General features: G+C 35.5%; 13 protein-coding genes. 10 read left to right on the top strand and 3 right to left on the bottom strand.

Going from position 1 to position 14,953, the window contains the following annotated elements; genetic code table 11:
* Positions 1-176 precede the first annotated feature (176 nt).
* From parE to H0173_RS00795, 9 genes are all read left to right on the top strand, one after another.
* On the top strand, positions 177-2,153 hold the full coding sequence (gene parE, locus H0173_RS00830) for a DNA topoisomerase IV subunit B (protein ID WP_221844026.1): 1,977 nt from the start codon (positions 177-179) through the stop codon (positions 2,151-2,153).
* Positions 2,153-4,600, top strand: coding sequence for a DNA topoisomerase IV subunit A (parC, locus tag H0173_RS00825; protein WP_221844025.1), 2,448 nt, complete (start codon positions 2,153-2,155; stop codon positions 4,598-4,600). The genes parE and parC overlap by 1 nt, the downstream gene beginning before the upstream one ends.
* Before the next feature lie 188 nt (positions 4,601-4,788).
* The gene (locus H0173_RS00820; RefSeq protein ID WP_221844024.1) at positions 4,789-5,259 is read left to right on the top strand and encodes an Hsp20/alpha crystallin family protein; all 471 of its coding nucleotides are present in this window, start codon (positions 4,789-4,791) and stop codon (positions 5,257-5,259) included.
* 176 nt (positions 5,260-5,435) lie between these two features.
* Positions 5,436-6,344, top strand: coding sequence for a hypothetical protein (locus tag H0173_RS00815; RefSeq protein WP_221844023.1), 909 nt, complete (start codon positions 5,436-5,438; stop codon positions 6,342-6,344).
* Positions 6,345-6,550: 206 nt separating this feature from the next.
* Positions 6,551-7,996 carry an alanine/glycine:cation symporter family protein gene (locus H0173_RS00810; RefSeq protein WP_221844022.1) on the top strand — a complete coding sequence of 482 codons (1,446 nt, stop codon included), beginning with the start codon at positions 6,551-6,553 and terminating at the stop codon, positions 7,994-7,996.
* Between the two features lie 117 nt (positions 7,997-8,113).
* Positions 8,114-8,884 (top strand): hypothetical protein, encoded by a 771-nt coding sequence (locus H0173_RS00805; protein WP_313770588.1) that lies wholly within the window; start codon positions 8,114-8,116, stop codon positions 8,882-8,884.
* A gap of 87 nt (positions 8,885-8,971) precedes the next feature.
* Positions 8,972-9,451, top strand: coding sequence for a staygreen family protein (locus H0173_RS00800; protein WP_221844021.1), 480 nt, complete (start codon positions 8,972-8,974; stop codon positions 9,449-9,451).
* A 124-nt stretch (positions 9,452-9,575) separates the two neighbouring features.
* Positions 9,576-9,707: a hypothetical protein gene (locus tag H0173_RS22115; protein WP_260631020.1), complete on the top strand. Its 132-nt coding sequence runs from the start codon at positions 9,576-9,578 to the stop codon at positions 9,705-9,707.
* Positions 9,708-10,784: 1,077 nt separating this feature from the next.
* Complete coding sequence (locus H0173_RS00795; RefSeq protein WP_221844020.1) at positions 10,785-11,879, top strand: tyrosine-type recombinase/integrase; 1,095 nt, start codon at positions 10,785-10,787, stop codon at positions 11,877-11,879.
* A 173-nt stretch (positions 11,880-12,052) separates the two neighbouring features.
* On the opposite strand, the gene H0173_RS00790 is transcribed toward H0173_RS00795, so the two are convergent.
* Positions 12,053-12,517 carry a staygreen family protein gene (locus H0173_RS00790; RefSeq protein WP_221844019.1) on the bottom strand — a complete coding sequence of 155 codons (465 nt, stop codon included), beginning with the start codon at positions 12,515-12,517 and terminating at the stop codon, positions 12,053-12,055.
* Positions 12,518-12,597: 80 nt separating this feature from the next.
* On the opposite strand from H0173_RS00790, the gene H0173_RS00785 reads away from it, so the two are divergent.
* Positions 12,598-12,774, top strand: coding sequence for an H-type small acid-soluble spore protein (locus tag H0173_RS00785; protein WP_221844018.1), 177 nt, complete (start codon positions 12,598-12,600; stop codon positions 12,772-12,774).
* A gap of 80 nt (positions 12,775-12,854) precedes the next feature.
* On the opposite strand, the gene H0173_RS22110 is transcribed toward H0173_RS00785, so the two are convergent.
* Together H0173_RS22110 and H0173_RS00780 are read right to left on the bottom strand one after the other, a co-directional pair.
* The gene (locus tag H0173_RS22110; RefSeq protein ID WP_260630961.1) at positions 12,855-12,980 is read right to left on the bottom strand and encodes a hypothetical protein; all 126 of its coding nucleotides are present in this window, start codon (positions 12,978-12,980) and stop codon (positions 12,855-12,857) included.
* 273 nt (positions 12,981-13,253) lie between these two features.
* Positions 13,254-14,849: an amidohydrolase gene (locus H0173_RS00780; protein WP_221844017.1), complete on the bottom strand. Its 1,596-nt coding sequence runs from the start codon at positions 14,847-14,849 to the stop codon at positions 13,254-13,256.
* Between the last annotated feature and the right edge of the window lie 104 nt (positions 14,850-14,953).

Genomic DNA, 14,953 nt, shown 5'->3' with positions numbered 1-14,953 from the left:
TTTGCGTCTTGGTTTTTCTTTAATTAATAGAGGATTAATCATTTTTTAGACGAATACGTTAAATGAAGGTATAATCAAGTTTGTTTCCAATCGAAATGTTTTCTTACATAATTGAATAGGTAATTGATTATAACTTTTTAAGCAATTCTTTTTGCAGTTACGAAAGGGGTATGTTTGTGGCAAGAAATCAGGGAGCTTTTGACTATAATGATGATGCCATACAAGTACTCGAAGGGCTAGAGGCTGTAAGAAAGCGCCCGGGTATGTACATTGGGAGTACGGATGCAAGAGGACTACATCATCTTGTGTATGAAATTGTCGATAATGCTGTCGATGAGGCATTGGCAGGTTTCGGCGATCAAATCATTGTCAAAATACATAAAGATAATTCAATAAGTGTAATAGATAAAGGACGCGGAATGCCTACCGGAATGCATCGAATGGGTAAGCCTACTCCAGAAGTTATATTAACAGTCCTGCATGCAGGCGGAAAATTTGGCCAAGGCGGCTATAAAACGAGCGGCGGTCTTCATGGAGTTGGTGCTTCAGTTGTAAACGCACTGTCTGAATGGCTAGTCGTTACGATAAAGCGTGATGGTATTATTTATGAACAGCGCTTTGAAAATGGCGGTAAGCCGGTAACGACACTTGAAAAAATAGGGAAAACAAATCAAACCGGGACAACAATTAAATTTAAGCCCGATAAAACGATTTTCTCCGCAACTACTTATAACTATGAAACTTTGTGTGAGCGGTTACGTGAGTCAGCCTTCCTTTTAAAAGGAATGAAAATAGAAATTATCGATGAACGTCATGGACTACATGAAGTGTTTCATTTTGAAAACGGAATTGAGGCTTTCGTTGAATATTTAAATGAAGAAAAGGATGTTTTACACTCTGTCGTTAGCTTTGAAGGTGAGCAAAATGGAATTGAAGTAGATTTTGCTTTCCAATTTAACGACGGCTATTCAGAAAATGTTCTTTCATTCGTTAATAATGTTCGTACGAAGGATGGCGGAACACATGAGGCAGGGGCAAAAACAGCGATGACTCGTATTTTTAATGAGTATGCTAGAAAGGTCAATCTGCTAAAGGAAAAAGAGAAAAATTTAGATGGTGCAGATATTCGCGAAGGATTTACAGCCATTATTTCTGTACGTGTTCCAGAGGATTTACTCCAATTTGAAGGTCAAACAAAAGGCAAGCTTGGAACAAGTGAAGCTAGATCAGCAGTAGATGCGGTTGTATCTGAGCATTTATCTTACTTTCTTGAAGAAAACCCGAACATTAGTTCGTTGTTGATAAAAAAGGCTATTAAAGCATATCAGGCTCGTGAAGCAGCACGTAAAGCGCGTGAAGATGCTCGAAGCGGAAAGAAAAGAAAACGTGCAGAGGCTGTACTTTCTGGTAAGTTAACACCTGCTCAATCTAGAAATCCCCAAAAAAATGAATTGTATTTAGTCGAAGGGGATTCAGCAGGAGGTTCGGCAAAACAAGGACGTGACCGTCGTTTTCAGGCTGTTTTGCCGCTGCGTGGTAAAGTAATTAATACGGAAAAAGCAAAGCTACAGGATATTTTTAAGAATGAAGAAATCAATACGATTATCCATGCGGTTGGTGCTGGTGTTGGAGCAGATTTTAATGTAGCTGATGTTAATTACGACAAGGTGATTATCATGACGGATGCTGATACAGATGGAGCTCATATCCAAGTTCTTCTCCTAACCTTTTTCTACCGTTATATGAGACCGCTTCTAGATGCAAGGAAGGTTTATATTGCGTTGCCACCTTTATATAAAGTAAGCAGGGGTACAGGCAAGAAGGAAGTTATAGAGTATGCTTGGAGTGACGATGATTTACAGGATGCTATTAAAAAGGTAGGAAAAGGCTATATGCTACAGCGTTATAAAGGTCTAGGCGAGATGAATGCGGATCAATTATGGGAAACAACGATGGATCCAGAAACCCGAACGTTAATTCGAGTTAGAATTGATGATGCTGCGAGAGCAGAAAGAAGGGTGACTACTCTTATGGGTGATAAAGTTGAGCCGCGCCGCAAATGGATTGAGACGAATGTTGCTTTTGGCTTAGAAGAAGATGCAAGTATACTAGAAAATGAAAATATATCAGTCATAGAGGAGGAGATTGAATAATGCCATCTGCTGAAAAGTTTCGTGATCTCCCTCTAGAAGATGTTCTTGGTGATCGTTTTGGCCGCTATAGTAAATATATTATCCAGGAACGGGCCTTACCTGATGCCAGAGATGGGTTAAAGCCTGTTCAGCGCCGAATACTATATGCAATGCATGTAGAGGGAAATACACATGAAAAAGGATTCCGGAAATCAGCAAAGACTGTAGGAAATGTAATTGGTAACTATCACCCACATGGGGATACATCTGTTTATGATGCAATGGTGCGGATGAGCCAGGAATGGAAATTGCGTAATCTTCTTGTTGAGATGCATGGAAATAATGGAAGTATAGACGGAGATCCTCCGGCAGCGATGCGTTACACTGAGGCAAGACTTTCTGCAATTTCTTCAGAATTGCTCAAAGATATTGAGAAACGGACAGTAGATTTTGTTCCGAACTTTGATGATACATCTAATGAGCCAACTGTTTTGCCTGCTATGTTTCCAAATCTCTTAGTCAATGGTTCTACAGGTATCTCAGCCGGATATGCAACAGAAATTCCACCACATCACCTTAACGAGGTTATAGATGGTGTCATTCACAGGTTGGAAAACCCTAATTGTTCTGTTGATGATTTGATGAAATATATAAAAGGACCTGATTTTCCAACTGGCGGTATTATCCAAGGTGTAGAAGGAATTAAAAAAGCATATGAAACTGGGAAGGGTAAAATCATTGTCCGCGGGAAAACAGAATTTGAAGAAATTCGCGGCGGAAAGAAACAAATTGTTATTACCGAAATCCCATTTGATGTTAATAAAGCCAATCTTGTAAAGAAAATTGATGAATTCCGGCTAGACCGTAAAGTAGAAGGCATTGCTGAAGTTCGTGATGAAACAGATCGGACAGGCTTGCGCATCGTCATCGAGCTTAAAAAAGATGCAGATCCAGAAGGTGTTCTTCATTACTTATATAAAAATAGTGATTTACAAGTTCCTTATAATTTTAATATGGTGGCAATTTCAAATAGACACCCGAAATTAATGGGGCTTAGGGAACTGCTTGATGCATATATACAGCATCGTAAAGAAGTTGTTACTAGGAGAACAGCATTTGATTTAGAAAAAGCTAAAGCAAGGCAGCATATTGTTGAAGGATTAATGAAGGCTTTATCAATACTAGATGAAGTCATTGCGGCAATTAGAGCATCTAAGGACAAACGGGATGCGAAAGATAATTTAATCGCCAAATTTGCTTTCACTGAAGCACAAGCAGAGGCTATTGTGTCTTTACAGTTATATCGTTTAACAAATACTGATATTACTGCATTACGTGAAGAAGCAGAAGAATTGTCTAAGAAAATTAATGAATTAACTGCAATCCTTGAAAGCGAGAAAAAGCTTTATTCTGTTATTCAGAAAGAGTTAAAAGATGTAAAAAAACGCTTTGCTGACGATCGCCGAACTGTGATTGAGGAAGAAATTGAAGAGATCAAAATTAATCTGGAAGTGCTAATCGCAAGTGAGGATGTCATTGTTACTGTGACAAAAGAAGGCTATGTCAAGCGGACAAGCACTCGTTCATTTGCAGCCTCTAACGGACAGGATTTTGGTATGAAGGATTCTGATAGGATCCTGGCTCAGTTAGAAATGAACACAACAGATGTATTATTATTGTTCACAAATAAAGGAAATTACTTATATTGTCCAGTTCATAATCTTCCTGATATACGCTGGAAGGATCTTGGGCAGCATGTAGCAAACATTATACCAATTGATGGAGACGAGTCGATCGTCAAGGCACTTCCGGTTAAGGATTTCGAAACAGAGTCATTCCTATTATTTGTAACGAAATATGGAATGGTGAAGAAAACCGAACTTAAGTTATATAAAGCACAGCGTTACTCCAAACCGCTAGTAGCGATTAACCTAAAGGATGATGATGAAGTAATCGATGTCTATATTACGGACGGTTCAAAAGATTTATTCCTTTCTACTTATAACGGTTATGGACTATGGTTCCATGAGGAAGAAGTCAGTATTGTTGGGACAAGGGCAGCTGGGGTAAAGGGAATTAATTTGAAAGATAGTGACTATGTTACTGGAGGTCAAGTGATTGCCGGTCCTGAAACTCAATCGGTTGTTATTGTTACCCAGCGTGGTGCCATTAAACGAATGAAATTAGCCGAATTTGAACGAGCTTCCCGTGCTAAACGAGGAGTTGTAATGTTAAGAGAACTTAAATCAAATCCTCACCGAGTAGTTGGAGCTGTTATTGTCAACGAAAATGATGATATCTATATGGAAACAGAAAAAGGTATCATTGAATCAACAAAAGCCTCTGCTATTCGATTTAATGATCGTTATTCAAATGGTTCGTTTATTCTTGATGAAACAGAAAGCGGTAAAACAAAAAATGTCTGGAAAATTGAAAATAAAATAAATGATCCTGCTTGTGAAGAGTAGGAAGGAGATCCCTGTATTAAAGTGCAGGGGTCTTTTTTGCATTATTTATAGCAGAAGCATTTTCAAAGGAATTAATTTTTATTAGAAAAATATTAATGTTAATAGATACACCTGTTACTGGAGTTCACCTCTTATCGAACTCAATTCAGTTCACGCAATTTTATGTTAATAGGTAGGAGGAACAATAAATGGATTTTGATAAATTAAAGCAATGGATGGAACTAGCAAAAAGTTATCAAACAGGTGATTTTTGGAGCGGCATGCTTGACCAATCATCCTTTAACCAATTTATGAAAGAAAATATGGAGATGGGTGCTAGTGAACCATCACGACAACGTACGATAAAAAATCAGTTTCCAAACATTGATATATATATAAATGATCTTGAAGTTATTGTTATTGCCGATTTGCCAGGATATAAAAAAGAAGATCTACATGTGTCAGTATCGGGGAACAAATTATTACTTAAAGGATCTACAGTACCGATTGTGGCAGGCGAGGCGGTACTTCAGGAAAGGATACAGGGGCAATTTCAAAGAGTTGTTGAATTACCTGAAGCAACTGATTCGGATCAGATAAAGGCTAAATTTCAAAATGGAGTGCTAACTCTAACGTATAAAAGAAAGTATATACAAGAGGAAAAGGTGATTATCGATTAGTAAACTAATTTCTTCGAATCCTTAGTTTCCTGAAATTTGGATCATCAATGTTGAATCCAGGCAGAGGAAAATCCCCTATCTCTCAGATTTTCACCAAATCCCTCTACACGTTTGTTATTCACATGATTTCTTACATGGTTTTAAATTAAATTATGAATATAGTGGGGTAAATATATATGTCTATAAAAGATTTATTCAACCAAAATCGAAATCATGAAAATATAACCCAAAAGATTTTGGAGCTCGAAAAGAGTTTCTTAAAAATCAATACACTTGAACTGCATATTAAAAGGCTGTTAAAACTGGAAGAAAAATTATTCTCGATCCAAAAGATTAAGGATGAATTAATGGTTACTGCTAAAAACTTAGATACTGGTAACCTAAACAAAGATAAAATAGAATATTTCATCCAATCCAAAGTGCAAGAAGTTGTAAGTACTGCCTTAATTCAAAACGATGATTTCAATGATAAAATAAAACTTCTTGAAAAATCTGTTGAAAGCATTAAGCGAAAAATAGCTCATCAAGATAAAGTTCATGAGATAGTTATTGGAAGAGTTGAAATGATTCAAGAAAAAATGAACACTTTAACCTTATCTACAGATGGGATTGCACAATTCAACTCAGATAACAATGATAACTATAACGAAACCGAGCACACTCTTTTTCAAAAATTAGAATTAATCGAGCAGAAGCTTAATCAATTTGAAGAATTGAATAAAAAAGAAAAAGGATTATCCGAAAACCCTGTTGTTATAAAAGAGATTCACATCGATAAATTTTATTTGGACAAGTATGAACAGAATAATAATATTGCTCAAGTAGGTATTAAGGAATTAAGCGGCGCGCTTAATATAGGAGCAACTTTCGGAAAGGATACAATCCCGAAAGAAATGAATGAACAACTTAAGGAATATTTTGATGAGGTTATTGCCATGAAAGCGGATAAAAATACAGCTGAAAAAGGAACATTTTCCAATGAACAAACTGAAGATGGAGAATCTAATGAATTTGCAGAAGATTATTCAGATATAGTGATTGAAGAAGAATTTTCAGAGATACAGATTGAAGAAGAAAATGACTAAATATGAAATATACGGTAAATAGAGAAAACCAGATTTCATTTTTAAAATCGGGGTATATATAGGATACGCTCATTAAATTATTAATTCCTCCTTATTATTAGGATTGAATCAACACTTGTTTATTCACTAATCTTTTGATAGATTAGTATGGTGTGATTAATATATCAATATAATAAAAAACGCAGAATTTTGCTGGGAGGTATAAAATGGATTTCCTATTAAAGGGTCTTGAATCGGCAGTAGGGGTTCTTAATGATTTAGTATGGACCTATATTCTAATTGCCGTATTAATTTTATTAGGCGCTTATTTTAGTTTTAGAACTAAATTTGTTCAATTTCGTTATATAGGCGAGATGTTTCGCATATTAGGCGATAAATCTATGATTTCCGCAGAAGGAAAAAGGGGAATTTCATCTTTCCAGGCTTTTTGTATTAGTGCGGCTTCACGTGTTGGGACCGGAAATATAGCTGGTGTCGCAACAGCAATTGCAGCTGGAGGTCCTGGTGCTGTCTTTTGGATGTGGCTGATTGCATTTTTAGGAGCAGCTTCCAGCTTTGTTGAGAGCACATTAGCCCAGATTTATAAAGTTAAGGACAATGATGGTTTTCGCGGCGGTCCGGCTTACTATATGGAAAAAGGGCTTAAAAAACGCTGGTTAGGGATTATTTTTGCTATCATCATAACTTTTTGTTTTGGTCTTGTTTTTAACTCTGTGCAATCAAATACCATTTCTTTAGCTTTTAATGAGGCGTTCGGCATGAGCCGTCTTTCCATTGGCTTTGTGCTCGCAGCTTTAACAGCGATAATTATTTTTGGCGGTGTTAAACGAATTGCGAATGTATCACAAGTAATTGTACCAATTATGGCAGTTATTTATCTTGTGGTTGCTATTATCGTTGTCTTAATGAACATTACTGAAATTCCTCATTTGATTATGATGATTATTAAAGGTGCATTCGGTATGAAGCAAGCAGTTGGCGGAACGTTAGGGGCTGCAATCATGATGGGAATCAAACGGGGACTATTCTCGAATGAAGCAGGTATGGGGAGTGCACCAAATGCTGCTGCAACCGCAGCAGTGAGCCATCCAGTTAAACAAGGTTTGATTCAGACTTTAGGTGTATTTGTGGACACGATTTTAATTTGTTCGGCAACAGCATTTATCATTTTGCTGTATAGTGACTTCTCAACTTCAGGGCTTACAGGCATTCAATTAACCCAAGCTGCTATGAGTGAGCATGTTGGATCTTGGGCTCCACTATTTATAGCAGTTGCAATTTTCTTATTTGCATTTAGTTCGGTTATTGGTAATTATTACTATGGTGAAACAAATATAGAATTTATTAAAAATAACCGTGTAGCATTGTTTATTTACCGATTGGCTGTTGTTGGAATGGTCATTTTCGGTACAGTTGCTGATTTATCCATTGTGTGGAATTTAGCTGATTTATTTATGGGTATTATGGCATTAATAAATCTAGTTGCCATTGTTATGCTTGGTAAAATTTCTTTTGCTGCATTAAAAGATTATAGAGAGCAAAGAAAACAGGGCAAAGACCCTATATTCTATGCGGACACAATTCCCGGCTTAGAAGGTGTTGAATGCTGGGAAACGAAAGAAGAAGCATTAAAAAAGACAAAAGATAAATAAATCATTTTTATACCCTTGTCCTAACTGGATAAGGGTTTTTTTCATAAATTAAAAATAAATACATTAAATTTCCATTATTGGACAAAATAAGCTGAGATATGTCCAAGGAGGATGGAAATGTCCATGAGAAAAGAAGTATTATTTGCTCTCGCAGCGTTTTTCTTTCTAACATTATCAGCAATTACCGCTGCGAATGCCGGAGAAAATCAAAATAAAATAATGACGATTTCAAAAGAAAAAGCCGATGTTACAGGAGATGGAAAAAAAGATCTAATTGTCATTAAAGGGCTGCCATATGAGGAAGGCACTGAATTTTTAAAGGAAATATTTGTAGAGATTCAAACCTTGAATAAAAAAACAATAAAAATTGATGTAGATAGCGGATTTAACCCGAGGGTAAATTTTGTTGATTTAAATCATGATGGAATAAAGGATATTTTTATAACAGTGGATACAGGTGGAAGCGGAGGCATTACAAATCATTACTTATATACGTTGAAAAATTTAAGTTTGGAAGATTTATCAGTCCCTGATCCGCTTGTTATTAACAGTCAATTTTTAGACGGCTATAAGGCATCGATAACCATACAAGATACTGGGGAATCCTATACTTTCGATTTAAGTAACCGTGCTGATGACTATGAAAAGACTGGCTTATATCAAAAAGGGAAGCTTAGTGAGCCAACCGAGCTAATGGTTGATAGCTTTTCAACTTTAAAGCCTATTCTAATGGATAATCAATACGGGTTAAGAGGAACTCAAGCTGTCAGTGGTGCTTACCATGCAGATAGGATAGCTATTATCGAATCCAATTGGCTGTATGAAAATGGGAAATGGATTTTAAAGAAGACGAGAGTGATGGAGAACAATCCTCGTATAAAAAAATAGAGGAATTAGGCAATTGTCACGTTTTTTTGAAAGGGACATAAAATGAGGTAAGTGAAAATCCTAACTTTTAGGAAGGGGGCACTTATCGTGAATAAATTGGATGTAGACCAATTATCGGTATCTTATTTACCGCCAACAACTGAATTTAGGCCAGTAGATGGGAGAAAATATACGTTGCTTCAATCCAATACTTCAGGTGAATGGTTTTTAACTATTGGTTATCATTATCATTCGAATGACGCAAACCGAAAATTTCGTGATGAAGTTTTTGCAGAATGGGTTCCGCAAATGGGTCAATATGTTTTAAGCGGAAAGGTCTTTGTAAGTGATCAGGAGTTTGATAAGCAATATGCCAAAATACGTTTTATGATTTTTCAACGAGAAGTAGAACAAGCATTATCAGCCATTGTTTATGGTGATCGAGTATTCTACTCAAATTATCCTTGGCTGTTAGATTCACCAATCTACATTCACTTTGATTCAAATTATGAAGATTTCAATAAGATGATTTATTATGGAACTCCCCGCCAGTATTTAAATGCTGTAATACAGCCCATTGAGACATAAGTATTTTTAATATCTCCTCACAAAAATGACAGGATCTTCTCCTGTATTTTTTTTGGTCAAAATCCGAAAATGGCATAAAAGCCTAATAAATACACACTATAAACATGGAAAGGGGTGATCCTCAGTGGAAAATAAAAATAAAGATTCTATAAGGATGAGTTATGAATCAGATGGAAAAATGGGAAAAACAAAAAAGCAGCAAGGGAAAAGAAATGAAAATGCAGATTTTTTTAACAGTACACAAAATAGTGAATGAAAATTGAAAACAGACACAGTTGATCAGTGTCTGTTTTTTTAATGGATGCAAAGGAATATACATAATTATATTATGTAAACTTGAACGCGAACCAACGGGATTGAAAAGAGGCAATTTAATGGGAAAAATTAACGTAATATTTGTTTTTATATTGAACTTTATTTTGAAATTAGGCTAGAAAAAATCTCAATGAAAAATGGATTAATTAAGCTAAATGCATTACTTGGGATCAAGATCAAATCTAGTTAATGATGTTGGGTTAAGAATGAATTTATGTATGAAAAAGTTTAATTCATTCATTTGTTAACCATTTTTCGATTCTGTCTCACTATTTTAAGTATACTTAGTAACTGAGACCATTTTAGTATTACTTCCTATAATATATATTATGTAAACTAGAAAAAGCTCTTAACAGAACGATAACTATCTTCTATTTCACATAATAAACATTATCAGGAAGTTCTCCTCCACAACTTGAAGATAATGTTTGGGGCGTTCTGGATAACTTCCCCCGCCGTCTCCATTACCATTAGGTTGGGATCATTATTATTAGTACTTCCAAATAATAAAACATTTGGACGACGTACACATGCACTACTAGCAAGCAATAGATGATTTTTTACTGTATCTAGTGGTCGAATAAAATTATTCATCCAACACGATTGTAAGCTATGAATATTAGAAATTGTTTTATTTTGTACATTTTTGGATTTTATTATATTGATATATTAAATTATAGATAAAATGCTAAAAATAACGGGTTTAGACTAAAAAAATATTTTATTAATATAATTTTAGGTCAGTTTAGATGTACTTCTCTTTTTAAGAGCCAGAAAGATCGAATCCAATTCTCTGCCATTTTCGCTAAGGCGCTCTGTATTCAAATGAATGACCTATCGTATTAAAAAACAAAAGTAATTTCGTCTGAGAGCGAATCTCAGACGCGTAACAAATAACTACGTATTTGATCAATTCCACTATATAGAACAAATATTCTATGATAATATAGAAGTAAAGATAAGTATGCCTTATCTTTACTATACATAATAAGATTATAATCAACTTAGGAGATTGACTATGAATGATTTAATCCTTTTTGATCAATTAACGAGTGAACAATATTTAATGAAGCTGAAAAATGAATTAGCACATCGGAACTTGCTTGATGAAAATAGAAATCTTACTCTCTCAGAAAGTTCTGAGCAGGAATTTTTGGAAATGTTTTTTTTAGAAAAAATTTTCTCTTTAGATAAACAGCTTTCCTCTCACACGATTAGAGCGTATCGTTCGGATGCCAAGACGCTGCTCCTCTTTTTAACAGAGCATTCTCTCTCTTTTCGGGATATCGGCTTCCCAGAAGTAAAAGCATACAATAAATATATAACAGAAAAGTATGCTCCTAAATCCGCTATTCGGAAACTAGAGTTTTTTCGAAGACTATTAGACTTTGGATATGAAACACAATTTTATAAGGCTCATCTTTCTACTTGGATCACTAAGCCAACATCTAAAAAAGGTCATTATATAATAGATAAAACTCGGCAAGAAACAGGGCAAACTCGTGTCCAAGTCAGAGAGTTAAATCAGAAAGATGCAGAATATCTGATTTCCTTCTTCCCGAAAATTGTGAAAGCAAATAGAAATCGCGAACAGCTGCAAAAGCGAAATTTATTGATTGGTTACCTTCTCTATACTACTGGTCTTCGCGCGAGTGAGTTATTAAGTTTAAATTGGGGAAGTTTTCGGTATAATCGACAAGGCTATCTTTTTGCCGATGTGATTGGTAAAGGAAACAAAGCGAGAACCATCCCTATTAAAGAAGAAACCATTGAGGTGATATTAGATTATCGTCAAAGCCTTGGAGAGTCAGTAGAAATAAATCCAGAAGATATCAGTCCTCTCTTCTTCTCTCTATATAATAAGAAAGGACCATTCGAACATAAAAAAAGGCTGACTTATGCCAGCCTCTATAAAATGGTGAAGGAAGCTGTTTCTTTAGCTGGAAGAAACTCAAAAGTTTCTCCACATTGGTTCAGGCATACGTTTGTTACAATGCTGCTTGAACAAGATGTACCGCTTGCGGTTGTCAAAGATTGGGCTGGTCATGCAGATATTTCTACCACTAATATTTATTTAGAACGTGTGAATCAGATAATACTTATGTTCATTTAAATAAAATGAAAGTATTTAATTGATGATAAAACGTTACAATTAAATGCCGTAATTTAATGAGCACCGCTTCCTTTAAGAAATGCGGTGCTTTATTATCAATCAAATGAGGCAGTCGAAATTTGATTAAGACTCAACTAACTTATTTTACATAATATTAGTCCGGTATAATTAATTTAATATCGTATATTTAAATACTGCGTTGGAGTGCCATAATTTATCATTTGATGATACCGCGGTAACACCGATTGGAACTGAATATAAATAGGGGCATGAAGAAGGTAAGGATAGTAGGAAAATAGTAAACGATCTCCGAAAAATATTGCCTTTAATGCGAGTGGTAATTCTTTTTGAAAAATCACGAATCTTCTATTTGCGATTTCTTCATCAAATTCCCCGCCAGTTACGTAAACAGTTCCAATCAAGGTGATCCTTCCCTCTACAAGTGTCCATTCAGCTATCACCTCATCACGTTTTTTTAAGTTAATACTATTGTTATCGTATTGCGTGCCAATACTTAAGTATAATTCCCCGCTCTCATCTGAATGTGTTAGAGTATATTTTCTACCTAATATAGGCTTTAGTGCTGAAGCTGGTGAGATGAATTTAGTCTGTAGTTTAGAGGGATCAAAATGGCTCATCTTATATCTTACCTCCAACCGAATATATATTAATTTAAAAGGTAACATTAAACTTAATCAAAAAACTGGGAGGCAAAAAAATGGACAAGCAGCGCGCGAAACAAATATCAGAATCTCCAGAGATGATGAATGTTACTTATAACGGCAAACAAGTTTATATCCAAAATGTAAATGAAAATGATACAGCAAGAGTTTATCCTCTTGATCAGCCCGAAAATGAACAAGATGTGGCATTAACACAATTAGAGGAGCATTAATTTGTATTAAAAACAAAAAGGGGCTGCACTATTCGTATTTTTTTGCAATATTAAGAAGCCCCTTTTAATTACTATTCTAATTAATTTTTCCCAGGCTGCCTGATTGGCTGTGTCATGCCAAGATTTAAATCAATTTTTACACCGCAATGAGGACATAATCCATGTTTTGCATCATCGTAATAATGTCCATTTATACATCTTTTCATGTTCCTTTCCCCCCTCTGCTTTTTGGCGGAAAAATGTCATTACCTCCTATCTATATGAAGATCTCCCAAGCTTTGCTCATTGTCGTTAAACTATCCTAAAAAGTAGTTCTGATTTTCTATCTTCGGTAAAGCTAAATGCCTAATTATATATATATGAAAATATGATATTAAAATTGCTTATCTGCCTTTGCAGAAATGTTGGCTTCATAATTTAGCAAAAAAAACCTTGTATAAAACAAGGTTCTGGTGAAATTATCCTATCTAAAATGTTTTTTAATGCTCTATCATTTCTCCTCCAATAATGGTCATCTCTATATTTGTCTCTAATAGTTCATCGGGATTACTCATTGAAAAAAGATTTTTTGAATAGACCGTCATATCAGCCAGCTTTCCACGAGAAATTGTTCCTTTTTTATGTTCTTCGTTTGTGGCATACGCCCCGCCAATCGTAAACAGTCTAACAGCTTCTTCCATCGATAGTTTTTCATGTTCATTCCACCCGCGATGATTTTCCAATGGAGAACGTCTGGTAATAACTGAGTGAATGCCTAATAGAGGATCAACAGGCTCTACGGGAGCATCTGAACCTCCTGCACAATGAACTCCTGCTTGAATAAGCGTTTTCCATGCGTATAAGAATTTCTCTCGTTCCTCCCCAATACTGTCCTTAACCCAAGGATAGTCGCCAACAATAAATCTTGGCTGAATATCAGCAATTCTGCTTTGATGAGCTAAGCGAGGGATTAAATCCATTCTGACAAGCGATGTATGGATAAGGCGATCACGATATTGTACACTAGGCATCTGATCAAGCACATTTAATACATTTTCCAAAGCTTTATCACCAATCGTATGGACAGCTATCGGCATACTATAGTCCCTTGCATCTTTAATGATTGAATAAAGATTTTCATAATTGTGCATGGCTTCACCATAATGCTGTGGCGCATCGGAATATGGTTCGGAAAGAAGAGCGGTTCTTCTTCCAAAGGCGCCGTCTGCAAAAATCTTTATTGCGCCTATTTGTAATTTTTCATTCCCATATCCCGCAGTCATTCCTAAATTCTTTAATGCTTGAAGATATGGAAAATCAATAAGGAGATTACATCTTAATCCTTTTCCATGCTTATTAATTATTTCATCATACAGCTTGTACGTTTGTTCTAGTCCTCCAAAGTAGACAGGATCATTTGTATGAACACTCGTCAGCCCTTTTTTTATTGCAAAGTTCATCGCCTGTTTTAAGCCGTGCTTTAATTCATCATATGATTTATCAGGAATATGTTTAGTTACAAGGGCAGACGCAGTTTCTAATAATAACCCTGTTGGCTTTTTCGTTACTGAATCAAGTACAATTTCTCCGCCTTCAGGAATGGTGGAAGTCGAATTAATTCCGCATACCTCTAAGGCTTTGCTATTAACTAGAAAGGCATGATGACAAATCCTTTTTAAAAAAATTGGACATTGAGGTGCTGCATAATCCAGCTCCTCAATAGTAGGAATTGACTTATCAGCAAACAGATTCTCATCCCAACCCATTCCGATAAGCCACTGCCCTTGTGAAAGTGTATGTGCCCTCTCCTTTATCCGTTCAAGCATATCGTGTTTTGATGCTACTCCTGTTAAATCTAAGTCTAGAAAATTAAAAGCAACACCTGATAAATGAAGATGACTATCGATTAACCCAGGGGTCACCATATTCCCCTGTAAATCTATTATTTTTGATTCTGGCCTTCCCCACTGCAAGGTCATATCTTTATGAGCTCCAGCATCTAATATTTTGCCGTTTTCAACGACAACAGTTTGTACAAGAGGCTGATTTTCATCTAAAGTATAAATAAGTCCGTTTGTAAAAATTGTTCTTGCCATACTAAAACCTCCATGTTTAAAGGAAATCGCTTAGTTATGATATTGCAAATTTTATGCCAATTTATTTTAGTTATATTAAGGGGTTTGAAAACAAAAAAGTTAAT

This window comes from Bacillus sp. S/N-304-OC-R1 (genome assembly GCF_019749375.1).
Classification (GTDB): domain Bacteria; phylum Bacillota; class Bacilli; order Bacillales; family Cytobacillaceae; genus Cytobacillus.
This window is presented reverse-complemented; position numbering and strand designations above follow the sequence as displayed.

Excerpts from the sequence above, each read along its gene's own strand:
- H0173_RS00790 (WP_221844019.1), bottom strand. The coding sequence starts at position 12,517 with ATGAGCCATTTTGATCCCTCTAAACTACAGACTAAATTCATCTCACCA.
- H0173_RS00815 (WP_221844023.1), top strand. The coding sequence starts at position 5,436 with ATGTCTATAAAAGATTTATTCAACCAAAATCGAAATCATGAAAATATA.
- parC (WP_221844025.1), top strand. The coding sequence starts at position 2,153 with ATGCCATCTGCTGAAAAGTTTCGTGATCTCCCTCTAGAAGATGTTCTT.
- H0173_RS00810 (WP_221844022.1), top strand. The coding sequence starts at position 6,551 with ATGGATTTCCTATTAAAGGGTCTTGAATCGGCAGTAGGGGTTCTTAAT.
- H0173_RS00795 (WP_221844020.1), top strand. The coding sequence starts at position 10,785 with ATGAATGATTTAATCCTTTTTGATCAATTAACGAGTGAACAATATTTA.
- H0173_RS00820 (WP_221844024.1), top strand. The coding sequence starts at position 4,789 with ATGGATTTTGATAAATTAAAGCAATGGATGGAACTAGCAAAAAGTTAT.
- H0173_RS00780 (WP_221844017.1), bottom strand. The coding sequence starts at position 14,849 with ATGGCAAGAACAATTTTTACAAACGGACTTATTTATACTTTAGATGAA.
- H0173_RS00785 (WP_221844018.1), top strand. The coding sequence starts at position 12,598 with ATGGACAAGCAGCGCGCGAAACAAATATCAGAATCTCCAGAGATGATG.
- H0173_RS22110 (WP_260630961.1), bottom strand. The coding sequence starts at position 12,980 with ATGAAAAGATGTATAAATGGACATTATTACGATGATGCAAAACATGGA.
- H0173_RS00805 (WP_313770588.1), top strand. The coding sequence starts at position 8,114 with ATGTCCATGAGAAAAGAAGTATTATTTGCTCTCGCAGCGTTTTTCTTT.